The organism is Chelatococcus asaccharovorans (assembly GCF_003201475.1).
Classification (GTDB): domain Bacteria; phylum Pseudomonadota; class Alphaproteobacteria; order Rhizobiales; family Beijerinckiaceae; genus Chelatococcus; species Chelatococcus asaccharovorans.
This window is the reverse complement of sequence record NZ_QJJK01000001.1, coordinates 196,380-221,181: the sequence shown is the minus strand read 5'-3', so window position 1 is coordinate 221,181 and position 24,802 is coordinate 196,380. Positions and strand designations below refer to the sequence as shown.

Annotated in this window: 22 protein-coding genes; 12 read left to right on the top strand and 10 right to left on the bottom strand. The window is 66.2% G+C overall.

Features of this window, described 5'->3' with window-relative positions:
* The 7 genes from C7450_RS01060 to C7450_RS01030 form a co-directional block, all read right to left on the bottom strand.
* A complete protein-coding gene (locus C7450_RS01060; protein WP_210206336.1) occupies nucleotides 1-768 on the bottom strand; it encodes an ABC transporter permease in 768 nt (255 codons plus the stop codon).
* Nucleotides 765-1,598 (bottom strand): ABC transporter ATP-binding protein, encoded by an 834-nt coding sequence (locus tag C7450_RS01055; RefSeq protein WP_110372536.1) that lies wholly within the window; start codon nucleotides 1,596-1,598, stop codon nucleotides 765-767. The genes C7450_RS01060 and C7450_RS01055 overlap by 4 nt, the downstream gene beginning before the upstream one ends.
* Nucleotides 1,599-1,709: 111 nt before the next feature.
* Nucleotides 1,710-2,519 carry an alpha/beta hydrolase gene (locus C7450_RS01050; protein WP_245449419.1) on the bottom strand — a complete coding sequence of 270 codons (810 nt, stop codon included), beginning with the start codon at nucleotides 2,517-2,519 and terminating at the stop codon, nucleotides 1,710-1,712.
* A 66-nt stretch (nucleotides 2,520-2,585) separates the two neighbouring features.
* Entirely contained in the window at nucleotides 2,586-4,094 is a 1,509-nt protein-coding gene (locus C7450_RS01045; RefSeq protein ID WP_110372535.1) for an amidase family protein, read from the bottom strand.
* A 307-nt stretch (nucleotides 4,095-4,401) separates the two neighbouring features.
* On the bottom strand, nucleotides 4,402-5,328 hold the full coding sequence (locus C7450_RS01040; protein WP_110372534.1) for an alpha/beta fold hydrolase: 927 nt from the start codon (nucleotides 5,326-5,328) through the stop codon (nucleotides 4,402-4,404).
* 53 nt (nucleotides 5,329-5,381) lie between these two features.
* Nucleotides 5,382-6,041, bottom strand: coding sequence for a DUF2239 family protein (locus C7450_RS01035; protein ID WP_110372533.1), 660 nt, complete (start codon nucleotides 6,039-6,041; stop codon nucleotides 5,382-5,384).
* A 168-nt stretch (nucleotides 6,042-6,209) separates the two neighbouring features.
* Nucleotides 6,210-6,773, bottom strand: a complete 564-nt coding sequence (locus C7450_RS01030) for a TetR/AcrR family transcriptional regulator (RefSeq protein ID WP_110372532.1) — start codon at nucleotides 6,771-6,773, stop codon at nucleotides 6,210-6,212.
* A gap of 153 nt (nucleotides 6,774-6,926) precedes the next feature.
* Between C7450_RS01030 and C7450_RS01025 the strand changes: the two genes are divergently transcribed.
* The 10 genes from C7450_RS01025 to leuA all read left to right on the top strand — a co-directional run bounded on the left by C7450_RS01025 (nucleotide 6,927) and on the right by leuA (nucleotide 19,124).
* Nucleotides 6,927-7,343 carry a 4-oxalocrotonate tautomerase gene (locus tag C7450_RS01025; protein WP_110372531.1) on the top strand — a complete coding sequence of 139 codons (417 nt, stop codon included), beginning with the start codon at nucleotides 6,927-6,929 and terminating at the stop codon, nucleotides 7,341-7,343.
* A 105-nt stretch (nucleotides 7,344-7,448) separates the two neighbouring features.
* Nucleotides 7,449-7,856: a lactoylglutathione lyase gene (gloA, locus tag C7450_RS01020; protein WP_210206335.1), complete on the top strand. Its 408-nt coding sequence runs from the start codon at nucleotides 7,449-7,451 to the stop codon at nucleotides 7,854-7,856.
* Between the two features lie 334 nt (nucleotides 7,857-8,190).
* Nucleotides 8,191-8,898 carry a GntR family transcriptional regulator gene (locus tag C7450_RS01015; protein ID WP_110372530.1) on the top strand — a complete coding sequence of 236 codons (708 nt, stop codon included), beginning with the start codon at nucleotides 8,191-8,193 and terminating at the stop codon, nucleotides 8,896-8,898.
* Nucleotides 8,899-9,062: 164 nt separating this feature from the next.
* Nucleotides 9,063-10,742: a dihydroxy-acid dehydratase gene (ilvD, locus tag C7450_RS01010; protein WP_110372529.1), complete on the top strand. Its 1,680-nt coding sequence runs from the start codon at nucleotides 9,063-9,065 to the stop codon at nucleotides 10,740-10,742.
* 187 nt (nucleotides 10,743-10,929) lie between these two features.
* Nucleotides 10,930-11,634, top strand: coding sequence for a haloacid dehalogenase type II (locus C7450_RS01005; protein ID WP_110372528.1), 705 nt, complete (start codon nucleotides 10,930-10,932; stop codon nucleotides 11,632-11,634).
* A gap of 369 nt (nucleotides 11,635-12,003) precedes the next feature.
* The gene (locus tag C7450_RS01000) at nucleotides 12,004-13,209 is read left to right on the top strand and encodes an ABC transporter substrate-binding protein (RefSeq protein ID WP_342588476.1); all 1,206 of its coding nucleotides are present in this window, start codon (nucleotides 12,004-12,006) and stop codon (nucleotides 13,207-13,209) included.
* 76 nt (nucleotides 13,210-13,285) lie between these two features.
* Nucleotides 13,286-14,158, top strand: a complete 873-nt coding sequence (locus C7450_RS00995) for a branched-chain amino acid ABC transporter permease (protein ID WP_110372527.1) — start codon at nucleotides 13,286-13,288, stop codon at nucleotides 14,156-14,158.
* Nucleotides 14,159-14,162: 4 nt separating this feature from the next.
* Complete coding sequence (locus tag C7450_RS00990) at nucleotides 14,163-16,067, top strand: branched-chain amino acid ABC transporter ATP-binding protein/permease (RefSeq protein WP_110372526.1); 1,905 nt, start codon at nucleotides 14,163-14,165, stop codon at nucleotides 16,065-16,067.
* 13 nt (nucleotides 16,068-16,080) lie between these two features.
* Complete coding sequence (locus C7450_RS00985) at nucleotides 16,081-16,809, top strand: ABC transporter ATP-binding protein (protein WP_110372525.1); 729 nt, start codon at nucleotides 16,081-16,083, stop codon at nucleotides 16,807-16,809.
* Nucleotides 16,810-17,456: 647 nt separating this feature from the next.
* On the top strand, nucleotides 17,457-19,124 hold the full coding sequence (gene leuA, locus C7450_RS00980) for a 2-isopropylmalate synthase (protein WP_110372524.1): 1,668 nt from the start codon (nucleotides 17,457-17,459) through the stop codon (nucleotides 19,122-19,124).
* A 113-nt stretch (nucleotides 19,125-19,237) separates the two neighbouring features.
* Here the strand turns inward: leuA and C7450_RS00975 are convergent, their stop codons facing one another.
* The 3 genes from C7450_RS00975 to C7450_RS00965 all read right to left on the bottom strand — a co-directional run bounded on the left by C7450_RS00975 (nucleotide 19,238) and on the right by C7450_RS00965 (nucleotide 22,376).
* Nucleotides 19,238-20,059, bottom strand: a complete 822-nt coding sequence (locus C7450_RS00975; protein ID WP_210206334.1) for a hypothetical protein — start codon at nucleotides 20,057-20,059, stop codon at nucleotides 19,238-19,240.
* Between the two features lie 125 nt (nucleotides 20,060-20,184).
* Nucleotides 20,185-21,207 (bottom strand): asparaginase, encoded by a 1,023-nt coding sequence (locus tag C7450_RS00970; protein WP_110372523.1) that lies wholly within the window; start codon nucleotides 21,205-21,207, stop codon nucleotides 20,185-20,187.
* Between the two features lie 65 nt (nucleotides 21,208-21,272).
* Complete coding sequence (locus tag C7450_RS00965) at nucleotides 21,273-22,376, bottom strand: CapA family protein (protein WP_170146992.1); 1,104 nt, start codon at nucleotides 22,374-22,376, stop codon at nucleotides 21,273-21,275.
* A 200-nt stretch (nucleotides 22,377-22,576) separates the two neighbouring features.
* Between C7450_RS00965 and C7450_RS00960 the strand changes: the two genes are divergently transcribed.
* On the top strand, nucleotides 22,577-23,902 hold the full coding sequence (locus tag C7450_RS00960; RefSeq protein ID WP_110372521.1) for an MFS transporter: 1,326 nt from the start codon (nucleotides 22,577-22,579) through the stop codon (nucleotides 23,900-23,902).
* A gap of 98 nt (nucleotides 23,903-24,000) precedes the next feature.
* A complete protein-coding gene (locus tag C7450_RS00955) occupies nucleotides 24,001-24,693 on the top strand; it encodes a GntR family transcriptional regulator (protein ID WP_170146991.1) in 693 nt (230 codons plus the stop codon).
* Nucleotides 24,694-24,802 lie beyond the last annotated feature (109 nt).

Sequence of the window (24,802 nt, the reverse complement as noted above, 5' to 3'; positions counted from 1 at the left end):
TCAGATGGATATTTCCCGGGTGTCCTCTCCGGCCTTCCAGGGCATGAGGGCGCGCTCCGCGAAGCGGACAATGCCGTTGAAGATCAGGCTGAGGACGACGATGCCGATCAGCGCGGCGAACACTGCCGCCGTGTCGAATTGCGCCGCGGCGTCGGAGAGAACGTAGCCGATGCCCCGGTTGGCGGCGATGATCTCGCCCACGATGGCGCCGATGAGGGCATAGGGCACCGACAGCCGCAGTCCGGTGAACACCCAGGTCAGGGCCGACGGCACGATGACCTTGGCGATCAGCGCCCGCTCGCCCGCGCCCATCAGGCGGAGAATGGCGATCTGTTCGGGGCTCACGCTGCGCACGCCGGTGTAAGTATTGAGGAAGACGAGGAAGAAGACGGTGACGGCTGCCAGGATCACCTTCATGTCGATCCCGATGCCGAACCACAGGATGAACAGCGGCGCCAGCGCGACCTTGGGCAGGCTGTAGAAGGTGATGAGGAAGGGGTCGAGAATATCGGCCAAGACTTTCAGCCGGCCGAGCAGCAGGCCGACGCCGACGCCGAAGATGGCGCCGAAAAGGAAGCCCAGCGCCGCCTCGGTCGCGGTGATGGAGAGATTGTAGAAGAAGCTGCCGTTGGCGATCATCGTGAGAAAACTCGCCGCCACGAGCGACGGGCGCGAGATGAAGAAGCCGGCGTCAAAGGCGTTCGAGGCCACTTCCCAGATCGCGAGAAACGCCGCGAGGAACAGGATGCGATAGAGCGCGATGATCATGCGAAGGCTCCCGTCATACGCACCGCGGACGGTGCGTCCAGCGCCTGCGGCGCGGTGGTGGAAGGCTCTGCCAGGAGGTCCCACAATTCGGCGTACAGCGCCTGGTAGCGCGGATTGGTGCGCAGCCGGACGGGATCGCGCGGACGCGGCAGGTCGATGGGCACGATGCGCCGGATCGTCGTCGGCCGCGCGCCGAGCACGACGCAGCGGTCGGCGAGCGTGATGGCCTCGTCGAGATCGTGGGTGACGAACAGCACCGTCTTGCGGAGGCGGGCGCACAGGCGCAGCAGCTCGCCCTGCATGGTGAGCCGCAACTGGGCGTCGAGCGCGCTGAACGGTTCGTCCATCAGCAGCGTTGCAGGATCGGCGGCGAGCAGCCGTGCGAGTGCCGCGCGCTTGCGCATGCCGCCGGACACCTGGCTGGGATAATGCGCGCCGAAGCGTTCCAGGCCCACCAGCGTGAGCAGCTGCTCGATCCGAACGGCGCGCTCCGCCTTCGCGAGGCCCTTGATCTCCAGCGGGACCGCGATGTTTCCGGCGATGGTGCGCCAGGGCAGCAGGTGGTCCGCCTGCGTCATATAGCCGACGTCGAGGTTGACCCCTCGCACGGGCGCGCCGTCGTAGCTGACCGATCCGGAGGTCGGCTGCATCAGCCCCGCGCTCATGTTGAGGAGGGTGGACTTGCCGCAGCCGGAGGGTCCGAGCAGGGTGATGAACTCGCCGCGGGCGACGTCGAAGGTGACGCCGCCGACGATGGGCAGCGCGTTGGCGCCGCTTCCGAAGCTCTTGCGCACCTCCGAGAAGGCAAGGATGGTCCGTGCGTCATCCATTTTCTGTTCGCTCCCTGGAACGCGATTCCGCCTTCCGGCGGGAAGTGCCCGTCGGGGAAGGCATCTCTGGTTCTTGATGTCTTGAGTTCTTGGTTCTGGTCCCGCCGCGGCTCAGTGCGCGGCGATGTCGAGAAGGCGCGCCGTGAGCGCATCCGGCGCGCTCACCATGGCGTCGTGGCAGGCGGCGAGTTCCTCATAGTCGAATCCCTTGCGGTTCCTGGCCCAGTCGCGCGAGCTGTTCAGCGCCGCATAGGCTGGCGCCACGCAGCCGATGTAGGTCGCGGCAAGACCGTTGCCGATCGGCCCGTTGACGTTGAGCGGGCTCAAATAGGTGCTGAGCGGCTGTGGGGTCAGATGGCGCTCCAGCCATGCCGCGTCCGCCGCATCGGTGACGCCGAACGCCGCTGCCGCAGGCGCCGGCAGGCTCAGTCCGCCGCTCGATTCCTCCGCCGCCTTGATGCGCGCCGCGACGCCCTCGGCCGGCAGTGCATCGAACGGCTTGCGCCCCGGCTCCACGATCATCGCGTCGAGATAGACGAGGCGGCGGATGCGCTCCGGCATCCGGTCGGCGACGCCGCTCAGCGCGCAGCCGCCGAACGAGTGGCCGACCAGCACCACGTCACCAAGGTCCTCCATCTCAATCAGGTTGGCGACGTCGAGGGTGAAGGTATCGAGCGTGATGGCCCTGGACATCAGGTGCCTGCGCTCGCCCAGGCCAGTTTGCGTGGGGGTGAAGACCCTGTGTCCCGCCTGCGTGAGACGGTCTGCCACCCGCTGCCAGCACCAGCCGCCGTGCCATGCCCCATGGACGAGCACAAATGTCCGGCCGCCGGGGGCCCCAGCCGCCGCGGCGCTGTTCGCTCCAGCGAGCGCCATGCCCCCTGCGGCGGCGATGGTCTTGAGCGCATCTCTCCGCGTCATGCACATGTTTCCTTTTTCATTGTGGGTTGAGGGGGCCGGCGGCCCGCCGCGATGGCCCCCGGCGGATCAAAGCTTCGGCGCCGGTATGCGGCCCAGGGCAGGAGCCAGAGCGAGGCCTAGCGCGAGCAGGGCACGATCGCTTCCTCCGAGGCCGAGGACCTCGAGGCCCACCGGCAATCCGCCCCTCGTCAGCCCCGCTGGCACGACCAGGCTGGGAAAGCCCGTGCAGCTTCCGAGCGCCATGTTCCGCGCCACCGCGGCCGCGAGCGGCACGCGCGCCCCGCCGATCGTCACCTCGTCCTCGGCGCCGATGGGCGGAGGTGGGACCATGGTGGCGGGGAACAGCAGCGCCGCCGCCCCGGTGCGTGCGAACCAATCCGTCATCTGCGCGGTCATGGCGGCGCGCAGGGCCAGCGCCGCCTCGTGCTGCTCCAGCGACGGCCGGTTCGGCGGCAAGGCAAGGGCTTTGAACAGGGTCTTCACATTGTCGCTGACCGACGCGAACATCCCGTCGAACGAAACGCCCGCTTGGGAGCGCGCGAGGAACCCGGCGATGCTGGCCTGCGCCTCGAAGGAGATGATGGTCGCGGCCACGTCCGGAGAGCGCTCGACGATCTCCGGCAGCGGCGCCTCGACCACCACAGCCCCGGCATCGGTGAGCTTGCGCAGCGCCTCGGTGGCGAGGCGCTCCACCTCCGCATCGAGCCCCTCCCAGAAGAAACGGCGCGGGACGCCGATCCGGACACCCTTCAGGGACAGCGGATCGATCGGGCCCGCCTCGCCCGTCACTGCGGCGTCGAACAGCGCGAGGTCAGCGACCGTGCGGGCGACCGGCCCGACCTGATCGAAGATGGTTGTCAGGGGCATGATGCCCTCGTCCGGATAGCGGCCGTAGGTCGGACGCAGCCCGGTGAGCCCGCAGCATGCCGCCGGCAGCCGGATCGAGGCCCAGGTGTCCTCGGCGACGGCGAGCGGGGCGATCCGGGCAGCCACCGCGGCAGCCGATCCGCCGCTGCTGCCGCCGGGAATGCGGCTGAGGTCATAGGGATTGCGCACGGGGCCGAAGGTCCCGTTGTTGCTGGTCCAGCCGAAGGACAATTCGTGCAGGTTGGTCTTGCCCATGAGAATGCCGCCCTGGGCGGACAGAGCCTTCACAACGGCGGCGTCGGCAGCGGGCCTGAAGTCGCGCAGCGCGGCAGTGCCGTAGGAGGTCGGCAGGGTGCGGGTGTTGACGCTGTCCTTGACGGGGATGGGCAGTCCATGAAGTTGGCCGAGCTTTGCGCCTGCGGCACGCTTGCGGTCGGCGTCCCGCGCCGCCTCGCGCACAAGGTCGCCGTCGAGGACGCGGAAGGCGTTGAGCTGCGGCAGGGCAGCGGCACGCTCGAGGAGCGCCTGCGCATAAGCTTCGGCGGTGATGTCGCCACGCGTCATGGCTGCGACCGCCTCGGTCGCGGTGAGATCGGTCAATCCGCTGTGCGCTGCCGCTGGCGCCGCCCCCTTTATCGCCAGAATCGTGGCAGCGCCAACGGTCTGCGCCGACTGCTTCAAGAACGCGCGGCGGTCCACTCCACTCATCGACTTCCCCTCCCGGTCCACCAGGACGTGCTCGTCGTCTTGCACGTTCGGACCAGGGGAAGGTTAGCCTCCATCCTGTGGCGCTAGTATCAGGCAGAGGATATTTCAGAGATACGCATCGCGAATGATATCGCAGGTCGGACCGGATGGCGGCTGCAAGTATCGTCTTTTCCTGCATCCGCGGCAATGCCGGTTGTGCGCGCCGGACGACGGACGGCTCATCGCCGCGATAACCGACCGCGAGGAATGCGGATAAGGGGCAGGACCTCTCCGCGCGGCAGCGACGTCAACGGATCCCCGTGGCCGATCAGCCCCTTGACCGATCCGTCACGGCACGCGACGGCGTTGCCCTTTTCGCCACACGGTCGATGGCATCGGCGACCGTGCGATGCAGCGTGGCCGGCAGGTGGTGTCCCATGCCGTCGATCGGCATGAACGCGGCGCCCGGGATCGAGGTCGCGGTATCCGCGCCGCAGGCCGGAGGGATCAGCGGATCGTCCGTTCCATGGATGACGAGCGTCGGCACGCCGATGGTGGCGAGGCGCGCGCGGCGATCGCCGGCCACGGCCATGGCGGCGATCTGCCGTCCGGTGCCGCCCGGATCATAGGCGCGCCTGGCCTCCTCCAGAACGAGGTCGCGATGCGCCGTCTCGTCGACCGGATGGCCCGGGCCGGCGATGCGGCGCGTGAAGGCGAGGCTGTGCGCCAGAAATCCGACCTCGTCCGAGACAGGATCGGGCGCGGGGCGCATCATCAGGGCCATGACGTCCGGCTCCGCTTGGGGAAGGGCCGGATTGCCGGTGCCCGACATGATCGAGGTGAGGGACAGAACCCGTTCGGGATGCTCGCTCGCCATGATCTGCGCGATCATGCCGCCCATCGACAGGCCGACCACATGCGCCCGATCGATGGCGAGGGCATCGAGCAGGCCGACCGCATCGGCCGCCATGTCGGGAAGCGCATAGGGAACGTCAGGCTGTCGCCCGGCCATGAGCGCGGCGGCCAGCGCGCCGAAGTCCGGCGGGGCGCATCGGCTGAGATGCGTCGAGCATCCGGCGTCGCGATTGTCGAAGCGGATCACATAATAGCCGCGTGCCGCCAGATCCTCACAGAACGGAACGGCCCAGCGGATCATCTGAACGCCCAATCCGGCGATCAGCAGGATCGCCGGATCGCCCTCGTGGCCGAAACTGTCCCAGGCCAGATCGATGCCATTGGCTTTCGCGATGGTCATGGTCGCGCTCCTTCGGGGTCACGCCGGACATACGAACGCGGCGGGGCGCTCAGTCAAAGGCTCCGGCCGTCCGGCGCGCCGAACGCCAGGCGCAGGGCATGCGCGCGGATGTCGTGCGGCCAGTCGGCGATGCAGTGCTCCAGTCCCGGGCGATCGTTGGCGAAGAGCGCGCGTGTCGCCTCTTCATAGCCGGGCAGGTCGCCCGCGATCGCCTGCATGAAATGATAGGCGGCCTCCTGCGCGGCCCGTCGTGCCTGCCGCTCCCCGCCGTTGCGCCGGGCATCGTCGACCAGCCGTCGCAAGACGGCGGAGGCGCCGCCCGGCTGGCTGGCCAGCCATTCCCACTGCTTCGGCAGCAAGGTCACCTCGCGGGCGACGACCCCCAACCTGGGCCGCCCCCGGCCTCGCGCTTCGGGGCTCTCGTCCTTCGCGGCCTTGGCCTTCGTAGCCTCGGCCGGCTCGCTTGCGGGAGGTCGATGGCGCCCGGCGACCGCCTGTGGTGGCCGGGACAGTCTCTCGATGATCTCGGCCGTGCTGCCCCGCAGGTCGAGATCGACGACGCGGCCGGTCGCGTCGTCGAAGACGAGGACCGCGTTCGGCGAGCCGCTTTCAGTAGCTTCCTTGACGGCGAGAGCAACCTCGACCAGCGGGCCGGCGAGCAGCAATCGGTGGCCTTCGAAGGCCGTGCAGGGTTTTGACAGCAGGTCGGACATTGCGCGCACCGGAACGACGATGGCGAGTTATTATCCGGGTAAAAATAGCAAGTCAATATCACCCGGCCGAAAGAGCGTTTCAATCCGCGCAGGGCGCTGGTGCGAGCCCGTCCTCTCGGCTGGCCGCGCGAGCTCTCTGCCACCTTCTCTGCAAGACGGGCCGGGCTCCTAAACCTCCGCCGCGCTCCGCAGTGCTGAAATGATTTCATCGGCAAGGGCAGGGTCATTGACCGCGCGCGCCATGGAAATGCCGCCAGACAGAGTCGCGAGCAGGGCAATGGCTTTGGCCCGATCGCCCTGCGTGGATCCCGTGACCATGCCGGACGCCAGCCCCTCGATGGTGCGCCGCAGCTCGGCCTCATAGGCCATGCGCGTTTGCGGTTCGGCGCGCGCGACCTCATTGGTCAGGCTCTGCAACGCGCAGCTTTCGCCGAGATCGCAGGTCCGCCGCTCGCTCAGGTAGAATTCGACAAAGCGCGCCACCCAACCACCACCTTCGCGTCGGAAGTGATCAACTCCGTCGGCAAGCTCGGCCATGCCTCTGCTCACGGCGGCGCGGAACGCCTCCGCCTTCGACTTGAAGTGCGCGTAAAAGGCCCCCGAGGTCACGCCCGCCTCCTTGGCGAGGGCATCGATACCGAGACCACCAAAGCCATGGCGGCGAAATCCCTGACCGGCGCTGGCCAGGATTTTCGCGCGGCTTTCCTCTTTTTTTCCAACTGGATGAGCCATGTCGCGCACTCTCGACATAACGATCGTTATTTTTGAGATTGACAAAATAACGATCGTTATTAATCTTCAACATCACGATCGTTATATGGCGATCGCGGTGCGGCGGCAAGGGCTGCGGCATCGGTCCTCATTCAGGAAAGCCGGAGATTCGATATGCCCCTCACGCTCACCCTCACCGAAGGTGTCATCCCCGCAGGGCAGGAAAAGCTCGCCTTTGCGCGGCTATCTGAGGCCATGCTCAAATGGCACGGGCTCACCGGCAACAAGGTGATGACGCCCAATGTCGTCGGCTCGCTTCATGTCATGCCCAAGGGCACGACTTTCACCGGCACCAACGAGACGCCGGTCGCTTTCATCGAATGGAAGGTGCCCTCCTTTGCCTTCGCCGACCGCGCGGTTCAGCAAGGCTATTTCGCCGAGGCGACTGACATCATTCATGAAATGTCGGGCGGCCGGCAGCCGCGTGACAAGATTTTCATCAATGTCGTCCACGCGGTCGACGGCGCTTGGAACTTTGACGGCAAGGCCATGACCAACACCGAAATCGGCGCCGCTGTCGCGGCCGGCTGACACCCCGGTTCCCTGCGCCGCGCTTTGCCTCCTGGGCGCGGCGCCACGCGCCTCGACGGCACGCCTCGCGCCGGTCTCGCAAATCGATTTGGAAGGCCAGAGCTCATGATTTCACATGTACGCCTGCTCCACACCATGCTCCGCGTCCGCGATCTCGACGCAAGCCTTGACTTCTATGTCGGCAAGCTCGGCATGCGACTGTTGCGCCGACAAGATTTTCCGGACGGCCAATTCACCCTCGTCTTTGTCGGCTACGGGGATGAGGCCGATACCGCCGTGATCGAGCTCACCCAGAATTGGGATGGACGGGACTATGCGCTCGGTACAGCTTTCGGCCACATCGCCATCGGCGTCGCTGACATTTTCGCGTCGGCCGAGGATCTCGCTCGCCAAGGTGTCAAAATCCTGCGCCCGGCTGGCCCGCTTGAGGGCGGTGGAGGCGAGACGATCGCCTTTGCCGAAGATCCCGATGGCTACCGGATCGAACTGATCGAGCGGGAGTTCCGAGGATGAACCTTGCGCCTGTCATCGGTGTCTGGTCCGCAGTGATCCCCCGGCAACCGGTGCCAGATCGCCTCGTCCGTCCGCATCCGCGCGTCTGGTGATCGGAGATGGCCCTCGGTGAAGAATGGCCACGACGCCTGCGAGTCGATCGTCGGAATATTTGCCCGTATCGGCGGCAAGTGAACAGGGGTGGGTTGCCTCCCCTGACGGCGCCGCAACGGCGCTGCCAGGGCACGGACGACCCCGGGGGAGACGGCGAATCCTCCCCCATCTGTTGAATACCCCTTGCAACATAGCGCGACATCATGTCTTGTCTGACAATCGACAAATAGGTGATTTGGCTATGGCGAATGCAGGGCCGGTGAGGTCGGTGAAGAAGGTCAGCGCTGAGGTTCAGGCTGCCGATGTGCTGCGGGAGAGCATCGTCTCCGGGCGGCTCCCTCCCGGGATGAAGCTCACGGAGATCAAGCTATCCGAGCAGTTGGAGGTGTCGCGTGCGACGGTGCGCACCGCGCTCCACCAGATGGCCCAGGAGGGCCTCATCGTCCAGGTTCCTTACACCGGCTGGACGGTGATGACGCTGACCTCCCGGGACGCGTGGGAACTGTACACGCTTCGGTCGAGCCTCGAAGCGCTGGCGGCGCGGTTGGTCGTGGAGCGCGCCAGCCGCTCCACGGCTGAGTCAAGCATGGTGAAGGAGCGTCTCACCAAGAGCCTGAAGGCGCTGTCCGCCGCATGCGTCGGAGGCCGCAAAGCCGAGATTGCGGAGGCGGATTTTGCGCTCCACAAAGCCATCATCGCGTTGTCAGGTCATCGCCGCTTGGCGGAACAATATCTCAAGGTGGAGCAGCAGATCCGCATCTACATCGCTTCCAGCGATTCCCTGGTGCCACACCCGGAGCAGATCGTCGCGCAGCACCAGCCGCTCGTCGATGCGATCGTGCGCGGGGACGCGCGGATGGCGGCCGAGTTGTCTGTGACTCACAACACCGAGCAGGGCGAAATCCTCGTCGGATATCTGCGCGAGCAGGAGGCCCGCGAGAGCGCCTGAAAGCTGCGCCGGCCGGCGGCGGCGCGTGCCGCCGCAGGAAAATCAGCGCTTGTGAAAATTGTCGGTTGTTAGACAATCGAGAATGTGATTAGCTGCCTTCGTGAATGAAGGCCCGTACGCAAAAAAGGTGCTCGGGCTGGCCGGTGACCCGGAAAGGACCAACCATGACCGACCATGAAAGCAACAGCCGCAGCAAGCACCAGTTCCAGGGCGTCGAGAGGTCCCTGCAGCGGGCCTGGGCAAAGGGCGCAGGCCTGATCGACGAGGAATTCGCCCGCCCCATGATCGCGGTGGTGAATACCTACCAAGACTTCTCGCCGGAGAACGTCCATCTGCGCCAGGTCGCGGATGCGGTGAAGAGCGGGATCCGCATGGCGGGCGGAACGCCTTGCGAATTCAATACCTTCCACGTCACGGACTCAGAGACCTTCGCGTCCGTCGGCATGCGCTATGTGCTGCCGAGCCGCGACGTGGTCGCCGATATGATCGAGCTCATGGTGGAAGGTCATCGGCTCGACGGCATGGTGTTGATCGGCTCCGGCGACAAGGTCATGCCCGGCATGGTGATGGCTGCCGCGCGCCTCGACCTGCCGGCCATCATGCTCTATGGCGGCCCGACGCCGGTGGGGCGCTATCGCGGCCGTAAAGTCTTCCTGGAAACCGTCTATGACGGGGTCGGCGAGCACATTCGCGGAGAGCTGTCCTCCGCGGACCTGAAGGGGCTCGAGGACAACCATTTCCCCTTCGCCGGGGCTTGCGATACCGCCACTTCCGGCAATACGGCCGGCATCTATACTGAAGCGCTCGGCCTTGCGCTGCCCCATTCCGGCACGTTGCCTGCCGGCTCGAACTATCAACTGCGTGCGGCCAAGTATTCCGGCATGCGCATCATGGATCTGCTGCGTGATGACGTGCGTCCCTCGAAGATCCTCACCAAGGAGGCGTTCGAGAACGCCATGCGCGTGGGCATGGCGGTGGGCGGTTCCACCAACATGGTTCTCCACTTCATGGCCATGGCGAAGGAGGCCGGCGTCGCACTGAGCTTCGACACATGGGACGCGCTGTCACGCACGACTCCCACGCTGGTGAAGCTCGCGCCCTCCGGGCCCTGGGGGGTCACCGAGCTGAACGAAGCGGGTGGCGTGCCGGCCGTGATGAAGGCTCTCGGCGCCGGCATCAACCGCGGGGCGCTGAGCGTGTCCGGGAAGACCGCAGGCGAGATCGTGGACGAGGCGAGGATCGAGGATCCCGAGGTCATCCACACCGCGGCTGATCCCGTGGAGCCCGAAGGCTCGCTGTTCATCCTCAAGGGATCTCTCGCGCCCGAAGGTGCGGTGGTGAAGGCCTCGGGCGTAACCAAGGCCATGTGGGCCTGTACCCTCACCGCGCGGGTGTTCGATGAGGAGGAGGGCGCCATCGCTGCTCTGCGCTCCGGCTCCATCAAGCCCGGCACCTGCGTCGTCATCCGCAACGAGGGTACGAAGGGAGGCCCTGGCATGCGCGAGATGCTGGGCGCCACCTCGGCCCTCATGGGGGCTGGCCTGGGCGACAGTTGCGCTCTGGTGACGGACGGGCGCTTCTCCGGCGCCACCCACGGCCCAGCTATCGGCTACGTCACGCCGGAGGCAGCCCGCGGCGGCGTCATCGCGGTGGTGCGGGATGGCGATCCCATCTCGATCGACCTCGCGGCGCGGAGGCTCGACCTCGATGTGCCGGAGAAGGAGATCGGTGCCCGCTGGGAGGCCTATGTGGCGCCCGAGCCGCGCGTGAAGCGGGGCTATCTGAAGTTCTATTCCGAACATGTTGCGCCGGCTTCGGAAGGGGCGGTGATGCCGCGCTTCTAGAGCATTGTCGAGCGAACCGGACACCGGTTCGCGGGAAGACAATGCGTGGAAACAAAGATTGAGAGCATCGCCGGCGCACCGGAGTTCACCGGCGATGCTCGAACGCAGCGATAGGACGGGACCTCGGAACCCGTCCTGTCCAGCATGCTGTTCGATATTCAGCGCGATCAAAAAGGGAGTGACGAACATGAGGCCCGGCCCAAAACCGGAATGGTGGCTCACCTTCGACTGCTACGGTACCTTGATCCAGTGGGATGAAGGGCTTCTTGCGGCGGTAAAGACGATCCTCGCCAAGCAGAGTGGCACGCAGGTCGACGCGGCCGCCCTCATCCACACCTATGACAAGTACGAGCACGGGCTCGAGGCGGAAAGGCCCCACAAGAGCTTCCGCACGGTGGCCGGCGAGGCGCTGCGCCGCGCCATGGAAGAGCTCGGCCTTTCCTATCAACCGTCCGACATCGAGATCCTGACATCCTCCATTGCCCGCATGCCGCCGTTTCCGGAGGTGGTGGGCGCGCTGGAGGCGCTGAAGTCGCAAGGCTTCAGGCTCTGCATCATCTCCAACACCGACGATGACATCATCGCCGGCAACGTGGCCCAGCTCGGCGGACATATCGACCGGGTGATCACGGCGCAGCAGGCTGAAGCCTACAAGCCGACGCGCCAGATCTTCGAGCACGCCCACAAGGCCCTTGGCGTGACGAAGGACGACATCGTGCATATCTGCGCGAGCCCGCACCTCGATCTCGCCGCAGCACGGGACATGGGCTTCCGCTGCATCTGGATCGACCGCGGAACAGGCCGTAAGCCCCTGCCGGACTATGCGCCCGATGCCGTCTTTCCCACTCTGGATCGCGTCCCGCCTTATTTTCGGTCCCTGGGCTGGACCTGAAACGGTCTCACGCTCCGCTGAACCCTTGTTGCGGGCGCACGGGCTCCAAGACCAAAAGACAGAATTCTGAGAACAAGCGCCAAGTCAGACGCCATCGGTGAGCCGACAGTCGTCTAGTGGAGCGAATTTGACATTTGAGTCCCGCCTGACATCATGCTCCAAATCAAATGTCAAATTCAAAAGCTCCACTAGAACCAATAACTTGCTAGTGGTTTTCTTGACTCCGACATTTGCTCCGAGGGTGCTATCGGGCGGATGCAAATGTCGGAGTCGAACCACTAGGTGCACATCAGGTCCGGCGTCCGCAGAAGGCGCCTCGACAACCGGCCGGATCACGACCCGGCTCCATTTCCAGTAGGAGATCAATTCATGAAAGCCATGCGCATCCTCGCGCTTGGCGTCGCTGTGGTGTGCGCCGCGACGCCTGCGCTTCCTCCCGCCGCACGTGCCCAGGAAACCGTCCGCATCGGCCTCACGGGCCCCTTCACCGGAGGCTCAGCACCGCTCGGCGTATCCATCCGCGACGGCGTGAGGCTGGCCGCCGACGCCATCAACGCCCGGGGCGGACTCGGCGGCCGCAAGTTGGAGCTGATCGAGCGCGACGACGAATCGAAGCCCGAGCGCGGTATCCAGATCGCCCAGGAACTCACCACCAAGGAAGGGGTGATCGGGGTGGTCGGCATCGCGAACACGCCGGTCGCACTCGCCGCCTCGCGCCTCTACCAGGAGGCGAAGACGCCCATCATCATCCCCGTCGCCACGGGAAGCCAAGTCAGCCAGCAGTTCACGCCGCCGGCCTATGCGGAGAACTACATCTTCCGCATCGGCGCCTTCGACACCATCCAGTCGGCTATGATGGCGGAGGAGATGGTGCAGCGCCGCAAGATCACCAAGCTGGCCATCCTCGCGGACTCCACGAATTACGGCCAGCTTGGCAAGGACGATCTCGTCGCGGCTTTGGCGAAGCTCGGCGTCACCCCGGTGTTGGTGGAGAAGTTCAATGTCCGCGACGTGGACATGACGCCGCAATTGCTGAAGGCGCGGGCCGCGGGCGCGCAGGGCGTATTCGGCTATGCGCTCGGGCCGGATCTCGCGCAGATCGCCAACTCCATGGCCAAGATCGGCTGGAAGGTTCCCTATATCACCAGCTGGAACGCCTCGATGTCGAACTACATCGACAATGCGGGGGTGAACGGCGAAGGGGTCTACATGCCCCAGACGTTCATCCAGGATGCGGGTGTAAGCCCGCGCTGGGCCGCGTTCATCACAGCCTATCAGAAGGCATTCGGCGTGGAGCGGCTGCCCAATCCCTCCTCGGCGGCGCAATCCTATGATGCGATGCTGCTGCTGGCCGCGGCGGTGGCGCAGGCGGGACCCAATCCGAACGGAGCGCAGGTGAAGGCGGCGCTGGAGGACTTGAAGGCTCCGGTCGAGGGCGTCATCGCCACCTATGAGCGCCCCTTCTCCGCCGAGGATCACGAGGCGACGGTGCCGGAGCATGTCGTTTTCGGAACGGTGAAGGCGGGCCGCGTCGTCTTTGCCGACGAAGTCGACAGGGCGAGAGTGGGCAAATAGGCGTCCGCCGGCTCCTGCCGCCGCATCCTCCCCCCACCATGGAGCCGCCGCGTGAGGCGGCTCCGAAGGAGCGCACATGCTCGACGTCCTGCCTCAGGTGCTGGTCAGCGGAATCACGCTCGGCACCATCTACGGCCTGATCGCATTCGGTTACCAGCTCACCTACGTGACCTCCCGCACCGTGAATTTCGGCCAGGGCGAGGCCCTCGCCGTCGGCGCCCTCGTCGGCCTGTCGCTCACGCCCATGCTGGGATACTGGGCCATGCTGCCGGTGGTCATCGTGTTCGGCGGCCTCTACGGCCTCGTGGTGGAGCGGATCGCGGTGCGGCCAACCCTCGACAGCCCGTCGGAAGGCTGGATCCTCGCAACGATCGCCTTTGGCATCGTCGCGAAGAACGTCTCCGAGAACATCTGGGGCAAGGAGGACCTGCCGTTTCCTTCGCCCCTGCCTCCGCTGCCGATTGAAATCGGTGGCGCCTTCGTCATGCCGACGGAGCTTCTCATCGTGGGCGGCGCGCTGCTGCTCATGGTGGCGATCGAGCTATTCAACCGTTTCACCCTGCTCGGACGCGCCTTCGCCGCGACCGCCGACGAGCGCGAGGCGGCCGGGCTCGTGGGCATCGACACCGAAAAGGTGATCTCCGGCTCCTTCGCCTTGTCCTGCGCCACCGCGGCCTGTGCCGGGGTGCTGGTCGCGCCCGTCACGCTCACCGGGCCGGGAATGGGGCTGGTGCTTGCGCTCAAGGGGTTCTCGGCCGCCATCCTCGGCGGCCTCACCTCCGGCCTCGGCGCCGTGGTGGGCGGCCTTCTGATCGGCATCGCCGAGGCGCTCACCGCCTTCTACATCTCCACCGGCTACAAGGAGGTACCAGGCCTCCTCATCCTGCTCGCGGCGCTGACGCTGAAGCCCGAAGGGCTCTTCGGCCGCGTCCTTGCCAAGAAGGTCTGAGACCATGCGCGCCCTTCATCTCACCCTCGCGGTCTTCGCGCTCATGGCCTCGGTGCCGCTCCTGGCGCCCAACGCCTACTATCTGCACCTGGCCACCGTGGTCCTCGTGTTCGCCGTCGCGCTGCTGGGGCTCGACATCATCATCGGTCATGTGGGGGAGATATCCCTCGGCCATTTCGGGCTGTTCGCCATCGGAGCCTACACCGCCGGCCTTCTTTCCGTGGACGCGGGCGCGCCGCTTGCCGTCGCACTTATCGCGGCAGGGGCTGTCTCGGCGGGATTCGGCGCCGTTCTCGCCTTTCCGGCGCTGCGGACCCACGGACCTTACTTCGCCATGGTCACGCTGGCCTTCGCCAGCATCGTGCAGGTCGTGCTGAACGAGTGGACGGGGCTCACGCGGGGCGCCCGCGGTCTTGCCGTGCCGAAGCCGCCGTTGCTCGGGGCGACGCTTGATGCCGCCGGCTTTTATCTCGTGGTGTTCGTGGTGTTCGCCCTGGTCTGGATCCTGGTGGGCAATCTCGCCGCCTCGCGGTATGGCCGGTCGTTCCAGGCGCTGCAGGGCAGCACCATCGCGCTCGAGAGCCTCGGGGTTTCCGCCACCGCCTCCAAGATCCTGGCCTTCTGCCTGAGCGCGGCGGTGACCGGCGTAGCAGGAGGCCTTTATGCCTTTTCCGAGGAATATATCACGCCGCAGGCCTTCAACTTCGACCTCACGGTGGTTTTCCTCCTGGCCCTGATCGTCGGTGGACGGGCGAACCGGTGGGGAGCGCTGGTGGGGGCGGTGGTGGCCGTGTGGTTGCCCAACCTCCTCGGCGACATCGCCGCTTTCCGCGTCATGGCGGTGGCCGCCGCGGTCCTCATTCTCGGCGCCACGGCCAGATCGGTGGCGCGCGGAAGGCACGGATGGTCCGCATGGATTCCGGCGGCGGTGGCGGTCGCTGTCGCGGTCACCGCCTTCCAGCTGGAGACCATGACGGAGCAGCGTCTTTCCGTCTTCGGTCTGCTGCTCCTCGGGGCCATTGCTTATCTCCCGGAAGGCCTGGTCGGAACCCTCGCGGCCGTCTGGCGGCCGGAGCCGGATTCCACCTCAGGACCCCTGCCTGAGCGAGGCGCGGCCGCGGTCGCGGAGCCCGTCGACGGGACGCCGGTCACCGTCCGCGGGGTGACGGTCCGCTTCGGCGGCCTCAGGGCCATGAGTGACGTCTCCACCCGGATCGAGACCGCGTCCGTACACGGGCTGATCGGTCCCAACGGCGCCGGCAAGAGCACTTTTGTCAACACGCTCACGGGCCTTTATACGCCGTCGGCCGGTGATATCCGCATCGGCGACACGTCGATCGTCGGGGCGAGCCCGGCGCAGATCGCCCGGCTCGGGGTTGCCCGCACATTCCAGAACATCCAGTTGTTCGGCCACATGAGCGTCATCGAGAACGTGCTGGTCGGTCTTCATCTTGCCTATCGGTCCAACCTTGTCGACGCTCTCGTGCGCTCAAGGCGCTACCGATGTGAGGAGCGGGAGAACAGGGAGCGTGCGCAAGCGTTGCTCGCATTCGTCGGGCTCGCCGGCGCCGCGAACCAAGACGCCCGCAGCCTGCCCTACGGCCAGCAGCGGCTGCTGGAGATCGCCCGAGCGCTGGCAACCGAACCGAAGGTGCTTCTGCTGGACGAGCCGGCCGCCGGCCTCCTGCCGTCAGACATCGACGCCCTCATGGCCATCCTGCGCCGCGTGCGGGCAGGCGGCCGCACCCTGCTGCTGATCGAGCATCACATGGATATGGTGATGGCGCTCTGCGACCGCATCACGGTGCTCGACTTCGGCGAGAAGATCGCCGAGGGGAGCCCCGACGAGGTCACCTCCGACCCGAAGGTTGTCGAGGCCTATCTGGGCGCCACGGAAGCCGCAGCCTGAGGAATGACACGCGATGCTCACCATAGAGAAACTGTCGGCCGGTTATGGCCGCGCCGATGTGATCCATAACCTCGACATGAAGGTCCACCAGGGACAGCTGGTCTGCCTGATCGGCGGGAACGGCGCTGGTAAGACGACGACACTGCGCACGATCTCGGGCATGCTCCGGCCGAGCGGGGGACGCGTGCTTCTCGACGGCCACGACCTGCGCGGGCTGCCGTCGCACAGGGTGTCCGCCCTGGGCCTTGCCCATGTGCCCGAAGGCCGCAAGCTCTTCGGCAGCCTGTCGGTCATGGACAACCTGCGCCTTGGCGCCTTCGCCCGCAAGGACCGGGTCCGCGGCGCGCTGTCGTTTGACCTCGACTTCGTGCTTGAGGTCTTTCCGCTGCTTCGGGAGCGGCGCAGCCAGCAGGCCGGGACCCTCTCCGGGGGTGAGCAGCAGATGCTGGCTATCGCCCGCGCGCTGATGGCGCGTCCGCAGGTCATGGTGTTGGACGAGCCTTCACTCGGACTCGCGCCGAAACTCATCGCCGAGGTCTACGCCATCATCGCGCGCCTGCGGGCGGAAGGGCGCACGATGGTGATCGTTGAGCAGTTCGCCAACCTCGCGCTGGCGGTTGCCGACCACGCCTATGTGATGGCCAACGGATGCATCGTGCGGGAGGGGCCGGCCCGGCAGTTACGCGACGATGAGAGTGTCCGCAACGCTTACCTCGGCGGCCATCCCTTGGAATTGGCCTGAGAACGGTCCACGCCATCGGGATCGGTGACCCTGTTCCGTCGCCGTCCGCTCGGCGGCCGGCATGCCGTCGCGGAGCGCTTCGACGATCCCGTCTTGGCGCCGTAGGTGCGGCATATGGCCCGACGCGACCACGTTACCGCGTCCACCGCCGGGGGGGGGGGGCGCTGCACGGTCGGCCGCCCGAGCAAGTCCATCTGTTGCGGACTTGCTCCGCTCTAAAAAATAGATGAGCGAATTCACCGTCTTGAATGTCATTGACCGATTCTATTCAAGGCGGGTCTGGCTCTGACGCGACCGTGTGCTTGACAGCTGTCATTGAACCTGCTTCCATCCCGGCATCATGAGCGATACCGCATCTGTGATCCTTCGGCGACTTCTTCGCCCGGCCTCCTGAGAGGACCGGGTTCGTCGCCATTTGTGTTCATAGATCAGCGGGAAATCATCGCATGTCGTTCAGTGACCGGCTGGAGCCATTGGCCCGGCGCGCCCGTTCTGGAAATCAGCCCAGCGCAAAGCTTTTCAGTGTCGATCTGATCGCGATCTCGCGACTTATCGGCAGCCGTCGGGCCTGACGGCTGCCCGGCGGCTGCCCCCCTGGCCGTATTCATCCCCTCTCTTTGAATGCACCCAGCGGAGACGCATCCACCATGTTGCGCGATCCTTCCAGCAAATACGCCCGTTTCAACCATACCGATCTGCCTGACCGCACCTGGCCGTCGCGGGCCATCACCAGGGCGCCGCGCTGGCTGTCCACCGACCTGCGGGATGGCAACCAGGCCTTGGTCGATCCCATGGACATGGAGAAGAAGCGGCGCTTCCTCGACATGCTCCTGAAGATCGGCCTGAAGGAGATCGAGGTGGGCTTTCCCTCCGCCTCGCAGACGGAATTCGACTTCGTCCGCCATCTGGTCGAGGGCGACCTCATTCCCGATGACGTGTCCATCCAAGTGCTGACCCAGGCGCGGCGCGAATTAATCGAGCGCACGTTCGAGAGCCTGCGCGGGGCGCCGCGCGCCATCGTGCACCTGTACAATGCGATCTCCCCGGCCTGGCGCCGCATGGTCTTCGGCATGGACCGGGCCGGCGTCAAAGATATCGCCGTCAAGGGCGTCACACTCTTGCGCGAGCAGGCGGACAAATACCCGGAGACGCGCTGGACCTTTGAATATTCGCCCGAAACCTTCAGTACGGCGGAACCCGACTTCGCGTTGGAGGTCTGCGAAGCGGTGCTGGACGTGCTGCAACCGACGCCCGACCACCCCGTCATCCTGAACCTGCCGGCGACGGTGGAGGCTGCGGGTCCGCATATCTACGCCGACCAGATCGAGCGCTTCTGCCGCCAGATCAGCCGCCGCGACAGCGTCGTCATCAGCGTCCACCCCCATAACGACCGGGGCACCGGCGTCGCCGCCGCCGAGCTGGCCGTGCAGGCCGGTGCCGACCGGGTGGAAGGCTGCCTGTTCGGCAATGGCGAGCGCACGGGCAACGTCGACCTGGTGACCCTGGCGCTCAATTTGTACACCCAGGGCGTCGATCCGGGCCTGGATTTTTCCGACATCCAGTCCGTCGTTCAAACCGTCCAATACTGCAATCAGATCCCCGTGCACCCCCGCCATCCCTATGCCGGGGAACTGGTGTTCACCGCCTTTTCCGGCTCCCACCAGGACGCCATCAAGAAGGGCTTCGAGGCGCAGTCGGCCCGCAACGACATGCTCTGGGACGTCCCCTATCTGCCCATCGACCCGGCGGACCTCGGCTGCAGCTACGAGGCGGTGATCCGCGTCAACAGCCAGTCGGGCAAGGGCGGCGTCGCCTGGGTGCTGGAACAGGACAAGGGCCTGAAGCTGCCGCGCGCCATGCAGGTCGACTTCAGCCGCGTCATCCAGGGCCATGCCGACGCGACAAGCCGCGAGCTGACCGCCGCCGATATCTGGTCCATCTTCCAGGACACCTACCGGCTGGTAGGCCACCAGCGCTTCGCGCTGATCGACTATCGTGAGACAGGGTCTGCCGGCAGTCGTGATCGCATGTTCGTGGGCCGCATGAGTGTCGGCGGCGAGGAACGCTCGATCAGTGGCCGCGGCAATGGCCTGCTATCCGGCGTGCTGGACGCACTGAAGGCCGGCTGCGGCATCGACATGGACATCCTCGACTATCAGGAGCACGCCATCGGCCACGGCGGCGACGCGCGCGCCGCGGCCTATGCGCAATGCCGTACCGCCGATGGCCGCGTTGTCTTCGGCGTGGGGATCGACACCGACGTGGCCACTGCGTCGGTACGCGCGGTGCTGAGCGCGGCCAACGGCTTGGGCTGACACGCAAGCCCGGCCGGATCAGCTCGGGATGCGGGCGATCCGGCCGGGAGCGAACGTTGTCGTCGGGGCACCGACGCCTCCGGCGGCGGCGCGGCCAAAACGTCAGGCGGACGTCACGGCTTGACGAGCTTCGGCCGATCGGCGGTGAAATCGATCCATGGATTGGTGCCCAGCACATCGGCGCCGGCTACGCTGGGGTCGTCGTAGCGCATGACGAAATGCTGCGGGCCATGGGCGTGGGCGACCGTCAGGCCGGAGGGGGCGCTGAGGAAGGCGGCGTGCGGCACGAGGCCGGAATAGCTCAGCCGCAGGGCGTTCCCGCTGCCGTCCACGGGACCGACCGAGAGCTTCACGATCTCGCCGCTGGTCAGCCGGAAGAACCAGGTCCACGGGCCGCCGGAAACGACTGTCATCACCTCGTCGATGCCGAAGCCGTCGTCGGATGTGTTGACATGGAGCTTGGCGTATTTGGCCTGGACCGCGGGCAGGATGTCCGGGGGGATCGCCTTCATGTCGAAGATTTTGGGGTAGGGCGCGTCGCCGATTTCCGAGGTCGAGAGATATCCGCCGCGGTGCGCCTCCGGCTGACGTCCCGCAGCGCTGACCACCTCCAGGAGTTGCCCGCGGTGCATCGCGAAGAGCGCGCCGATGAGCTTGGTTTCATCATCGGATATGGCGCGGGTTCTGGACGCTTCGAGAACCGGGCGGGCATCGGGCGGAATGGGAATTGCGCCGATGTGGACGCCGATCTGCCGCAGGACCCGATTGACATTCTCGATCCCTGTCTCAGCGGGGCGGCCGTCGAGATGGGACAGCGTCACTGCGTTGTTGCCCTCGCTCGCGGGAGCGGTGTCGGCCACGACCACTGTCGCGGCGGTCGCCACCAAAGTCGCCATTGCCAGTTTGATGAACATATGCGTCGTCTCCTCATCCATGGTTGGTCCTCGCTTCCCGCGGGGATCTCGACGATGCTGCGCCCGCTCGACAGCGCCCGATGGGCGATCTCCGTCGCCTTGGCGGTGCTGCGGCCGAGATGAAGGGCGCAGATATGTGCGTCAGGTCACGATTGCGCCTCCCGCTGGGGCAGTGGGCTGCACCAGGCTCGGGCGTGGAACTGAGCTGCGACGCCGGCTTCCTCGCGCTCCGACATCAACAGCAGGGACAGCAGCAGCCGGGCTTTGAGGCCGCACAGATCGCCGGCGTGCAGGACGCCGGCGGCAAGCAGGTCCATCTCGGAGCCGGGATAGGCATAGGTGGCTCGCAGCACCGGCCCTTCCGGGCAGCGGCTCGCGAGCACCACCGGCATCTTCGCGGCCAGCTCGCGAACCGCCGGCATCAGCGCGGCAGAGACATGTCCGCCGCCCGCCCCCTCGATGACGAGGCCGCCATAACCGAGATCCGGCAGGCATTTCAGAACCCGATCGTCGGCGCCCATGGCGAAGCGGAACAGCGCCACCGGGCGCTCGCGGGCCGGGTCGACGGAATCGATCGGCGGCACGCGGGCGATGCCGCGGTCCCAGAAGCGCACCTCGTCCTCCACCACCGAGCCGAGCGCGGCCCGCCCCACGGAGCGAAAGGCCGAGAGGCTAACCGTATGGGTCTTGCGGACGAATCGTGCGGCGTGAATGTCCCCGTCGAACACGACGAGCGCCCCCTTGCCGCGGCTTAGCGCGTCCGCGGCGACGCGCACGGCGTCGCCGAGGTTGGCGGGACCGTCGGCGCCGGGTGCGTCGTTTCCGCGCATGGCACCCGTCACCACCACAGGCTGTGCCTCGGGAATGAGGCAGTCGAGGAGGAAGGCCGTCTCCTCCAGCGTGTCCGTGCCCTGGACGACGACGGCGCCGTCGCAGCCTTCGGCGAACCGCTGGCGCAGCGCGCGTGCCAGCTCCACGATCCGGGCGATGCCGAGGGAGGCGCTGGGCAGGCTCGCCAGCGGCCAGGTCTCGATCTCGGCAAGGGACGCGAGCGCCGGGGCCCGGCGTAGGAGATCGTCCGCGGTGAGCGTCGGCAGGAGACCAGGCGCCGCGCCTTTCGTCATGGTGATGGTTCCGCCGAGCGAAACCACCAGGATGTGCTTTTTCATGGGCGTGGCATTCGTCGGTGCGGGGGATTGCCGCGCGGCGGCGTCAGGACTTGGCCACATCGGCGTCAGGACTTGGCCGCATCGGCGTCAGCGGCGGCAAAGCGCGCCACCGCGCGCGGGCCGTCGATCTCGATATCGGTCCCCATGGTCCCCGAAAGGCGCCGGAACCGGTCGAGGATCGGCCGCGCCGCCTCTTCGCTCGTGATGAGATTGGGCATGCCCTGCGCGTCGCATGCGGTGGCGCGAAACTCGATCGACTCGACGCCCGCGGCTCCGAACGCGATCCGGCTCACCAGCGACCAGGGGTCAATCTGGGTGAAGATCTCCCGCTGGACCGGGGTCGCGTTGACCCAATCCTGCTGGGCGATGTGATTGCCAAGGCTGTAGAGGATCGGCCGGCCGCGGTAGGTCTCAAGACCCGCAGGGCTGTGGGGGTGATTGCCGAGGACCATGTCGGCACCCGCGTCGATGATCGCGTGGCCGAGCGGGCGCTGATACTCCGCCTGCGGATCGCCCCGGCCGTAGCCCCAATGGACGCTGGCGATGAGATGGTCGACGTCCGGGCGCAGCGCGCGGATGGCCTCCACGAGGCGCTCGACATCCTCCGGCCGAACGCGGCTGCGCATGGCAAGCGGAGCGCCGGGCTCGGTCGCGAGCAGGATGGGATGGAACTCCGCCCACTGGTCGACCCGGAGCGGGGCGATGCCCGGACGCGTCTCGGTCGCCGCATAGTCCGGGGGTAAAAGGCACGAGACCGCCAGGAAGCCGATCCGGCGGCCGGCGATGACCGTCACGTGCGGCGCCATGGCCTCCGCGACCGTGCGTCCGCCGCCCACGGGTGTGATGCCGGCCGTCCGCAGGTGGTCGAGGGTCTCGAGGAACGCCGCGGGACCGAAGTCGCAGGTATGGTTCGTGGCGACCGTCATGATGCCGAAGCCGGCCCGGCCGAGATCGCCGGCGATCGCGGGATCGGCGAGATAGGCGATCGGCGCATCACTCCGGTAGCCCTGGCGTGCGAACTGGACCTCGCAGGACCCCCAGACGAGGTCTGACCGGCTGAGATAGTCCAGCGTGTCCCCGTATTGCGGGTGGAGCGCGCCCCGTTCGTCGAAAAGCCTGTGCCGGACGACGATGTCGCCTGCGGCCGCCAGCACCAAATGATCACGCATCTTCACTTCCAGGTTTTTTTGATGTTTTAATGATGCTCGCATAAAAAGCCGCGTCAAGTGGGAAGTTGCGACGGAACATGGTTGCCAAGGCCCGCTTCGACACGGGGATGCGACACAAAGTTGACATTACAAAATTTTTTTGATGTTTCTATCGGCGGCGCAGGGATGCGTCCACAATCCAGAGACAAGGGGATCGGAGAATGAACATCGTCGACAGCGCCGCGGCCATACCGACACGCGCGGCGGACAATCTGGGCTCGATTTATCGGAAGATCGGCTTTCGGCTCATCCCGATCCTGATGCTGCTCTGGGTGATGGCGTGGATAGACCGCGTCAACGTGAGCTTCGCCAAGCTCCAGATGATGGACGAGCTGCGCTTCAGCGACGCCGTCTACGGCCTGGGCGCAGGCATCTTCTTCATCGGCTACCTCATCTTCGAGGTGCCGAGCAACCTTCTGCTCCAGAAGATCGGCGCCCGGCGCACCATCGCGCGGATTGCCATCGGCTGGGGTGCCACCTGTGCGCTGATGGCGCTCGTGACGACGCCGACGGCCTTCTATGCGCTGCGCTTCCTCCTCGGCGCCTTCGAGGCCGGCTTTTTCCCCGGCGTCATTCTTTACCTGACGCTCTGGTTTCCGAGCAACCGGAGAGCCAGGGTCTTCGGCATCTTCATGTCCTCGGCGGCGCTGTCGGGCGTTCTCGGCGGACCGCTCGCCGGGCTCATCATGAGCGCGCTCCACGCGCATGTCGGGCTGTCGGGTTGGCAGTGGCTGTTTATCCTCGAAGGCATTCCGACGATGCTGATCGGCGTCTTCTGCCTCTTCTACCTGACCGACAAGCTCAAGGATGCGCGCTGGCTTTCGCTCGAGGAGCGGGCGGCCGTCGCCGCCGACCTCGAACGCGACCACGCCGTCCTTGGCGACCGGGAGCATCATTTCGGCTCGGTTATCCGTGATCGCCGCCTGTGGGCGTTCACCGCCATCTATTTCTGCGTCATCGTCGCCAACGCCACGGTCGCCTTCTGGGGGCCTACCATCATTCGCAGCGCGGGCGTCGCCGACATCCAGACCATTGGATGGATCGTGTCCGGGGCCTCGCTGCTCGGATCGGCAGTCATGATCCTCAACGGCTTCATCGCCGACCGCACCGGCAGGCCGCTCATCCTGTGCATCCTCTCGCTCCTGGTCGCAAGCGTCGCGCTGGGCACCATTGCGACCTTCCTCCATACGTCGGCGGTGATCACGATCGTCGCCTTCGCCTTTGCGCTGGCGGGCGCCTACGGGACGATCCCCGTCTTCTGGCAGATGCCCAACCGGCTCTTCGCGGGCACCGCGGCTGCCGGCGGAATCGCCGTCATCAATTCCTTCGGCAACCTCGGCGGCTTCCTCGCGCCATACGGGCTGGGGCTCGCGGCGAGCGAAACCGGCGATGTGGCCGGCGGCCTGATCGCAGTCAGCCTCATCGTCGTCATCGCGGTTTTCGGTATTGTCGCTGCCCGGCGATTTTTCACGCCGGGCACCGTATGATACGGCGGAAACCAAGCCCGGCCATTTCGGTCGGGATTCGCCGTGGACGCCGGAACTCTGGCATCCGCGCCTCACCAGGATCAAGGTCGGATCGATCGATGAACGAGAGCAGGATTGGCGCCAAACTGTCCTTGGGAGAGCGTGTCTACGAGGATCTGCGCGTCGCCATCACGCTCGGCGAGATCCCGCAGGGCCAGGTCTTCAACGAGGCCGATCTCATCGCGCGCTACAACGTCAGCACCTCGCCGCTGCGCGAGGCGCTGACCCGGCTTCGGCAGGACGGGCTGGTCAAGGTCATCCCGCGGCGAGGCTATGCGGTTACCGAATTGACGCTGCGCGACTTCCACGAACTGGTGCAGATGCGCATGATCAACGAGGGCGCGGCGGCCGAACTGGCCGCCCCGAGGATCACCGATCGGCATGTCGCGGAGATGCAGCACCTGTCGTCCGCGCCGCTCGTGATCGGAGATGCCAAGAGCTACCGGAACTTCATGCAGGCCAACCAGGCCTTTCATGAATTGATCGCGTCAGTTGCCGACAACGCCCGGCTCTTGAAGGCGACCACGCAGACATTCGACGAAATCCAGCGGATATTGTTCACGGGCCTCAGCGCGGCCGAAGACGGCGATCTCAAGCACGATCACGACGACATCATCGCGGCCCTCGCAAGAAGAGATGGACCGGCGGCGCGCAAAGCGGCGATCGAGCATATCAAGCAGTCACGCAACAGGGTCGTGCAGAGGATGCTGCGGCGGGACAAGCCGCTGGAAGATCTTTGCCTCATGCCATGAGGCAGACGTCCTCGTCCCGAGACGGTCTCGGCCGTTTTCCGAGCGGCCGAAGATCTGGCAGGCCGGGACATGGGCCGCCACGCCTGAACGGATGACCGGGACGCCCGAC

Bases quoted from the DNA above. Each gene is read 5' to 3' on its own strand.
- C7450_RS01060 (WP_210206336.1), bottom strand. From the start codon at position 768: ATGATCATCGCGCTCTATCGCATCCTGTTCCTCGCGGCGTTTCTCGCG.
- C7450_RS01055 (WP_110372536.1), bottom strand. From the start codon at position 1,598: ATGGATGACGCACGGACCATCCTTGCCTTCTCGGAGGTGCGCAAGAGC.
- C7450_RS01050 (WP_245449419.1), bottom strand. From the start codon at position 2,519: ATGACGCGGAGAGATGCGCTCAAGACCATCGCCGCCGCAGGGGGCATG.
- C7450_RS01045 (WP_110372535.1), bottom strand. From the start codon at position 4,094: ATGAGTGGAGTGGACCGCCGCGCGTTCTTGAAGCAGTCGGCGCAGACC.
- C7450_RS01040 (WP_110372534.1), bottom strand. From the start codon at position 5,328: ATGACCATCGCGAAAGCCAATGGCATCGATCTGGCCTGGGACAGTTTC.
- C7450_RS01035 (WP_110372533.1), bottom strand. From the start codon at position 6,041: ATGTCCGACCTGCTGTCAAAACCCTGCACGGCCTTCGAAGGCCACCGA.
- C7450_RS01030 (WP_110372532.1), bottom strand. From the start codon at position 6,773: ATGGCTCATCCAGTTGGAAAAAAAGAGGAAAGCCGCGCGAAAATCCTG.
- C7450_RS01025 (WP_110372531.1), top strand. From the start codon at position 6,927: ATGCCCCTCACGCTCACCCTCACCGAAGGTGTCATCCCCGCAGGGCAG.
- gloA (WP_210206335.1), top strand. From the start codon at position 7,449: ATGATTTCACATGTACGCCTGCTCCACACCATGCTCCGCGTCCGCGAT.
- C7450_RS01015 (WP_110372530.1), top strand. From the start codon at position 8,191: ATGGCGAATGCAGGGCCGGTGAGGTCGGTGAAGAAGGTCAGCGCTGAG.
- ilvD (WP_110372529.1), top strand. From the start codon at position 9,063: ATGACCGACCATGAAAGCAACAGCCGCAGCAAGCACCAGTTCCAGGGC.
- C7450_RS01005 (WP_110372528.1), top strand. From the start codon at position 10,930: ATGAGGCCCGGCCCAAAACCGGAATGGTGGCTCACCTTCGACTGCTAC.
- C7450_RS01000 (WP_342588476.1), top strand. From the start codon at position 12,004: ATGAAAGCCATGCGCATCCTCGCGCTTGGCGTCGCTGTGGTGTGCGCC.
- C7450_RS00995 (WP_110372527.1), top strand. From the start codon at position 13,286: ATGCTCGACGTCCTGCCTCAGGTGCTGGTCAGCGGAATCACGCTCGGC.
- C7450_RS00990 (WP_110372526.1), top strand. From the start codon at position 14,163: ATGCGCGCCCTTCATCTCACCCTCGCGGTCTTCGCGCTCATGGCCTCG.
- C7450_RS00985 (WP_110372525.1), top strand. From the start codon at position 16,081: ATGCTCACCATAGAGAAACTGTCGGCCGGTTATGGCCGCGCCGATGTG.
- leuA (WP_110372524.1), top strand. From the start codon at position 17,457: ATGTTGCGCGATCCTTCCAGCAAATACGCCCGTTTCAACCATACCGAT.
- C7450_RS00975 (WP_210206334.1), bottom strand. From the start codon at position 20,059: ATGGATGAGGAGACGACGCATATGTTCATCAAACTGGCAATGGCGACT.
- C7450_RS00970 (WP_110372523.1), bottom strand. From the start codon at position 21,207: ATGAAAAAGCACATCCTGGTGGTTTCGCTCGGCGGAACCATCACCATG.
- C7450_RS00965 (WP_170146992.1), bottom strand. From the start codon at position 22,376: ATGCGTGATCATTTGGTGCTGGCGGCCGCAGGCGACATCGTCGTCCGG.
- C7450_RS00960 (WP_110372521.1), top strand. From the start codon at position 22,577: ATGAACATCGTCGACAGCGCCGCGGCCATACCGACACGCGCGGCGGAC.
- C7450_RS00955 (WP_170146991.1), top strand. From the start codon at position 24,001: ATGAACGAGAGCAGGATTGGCGCCAAACTGTCCTTGGGAGAGCGTGTC.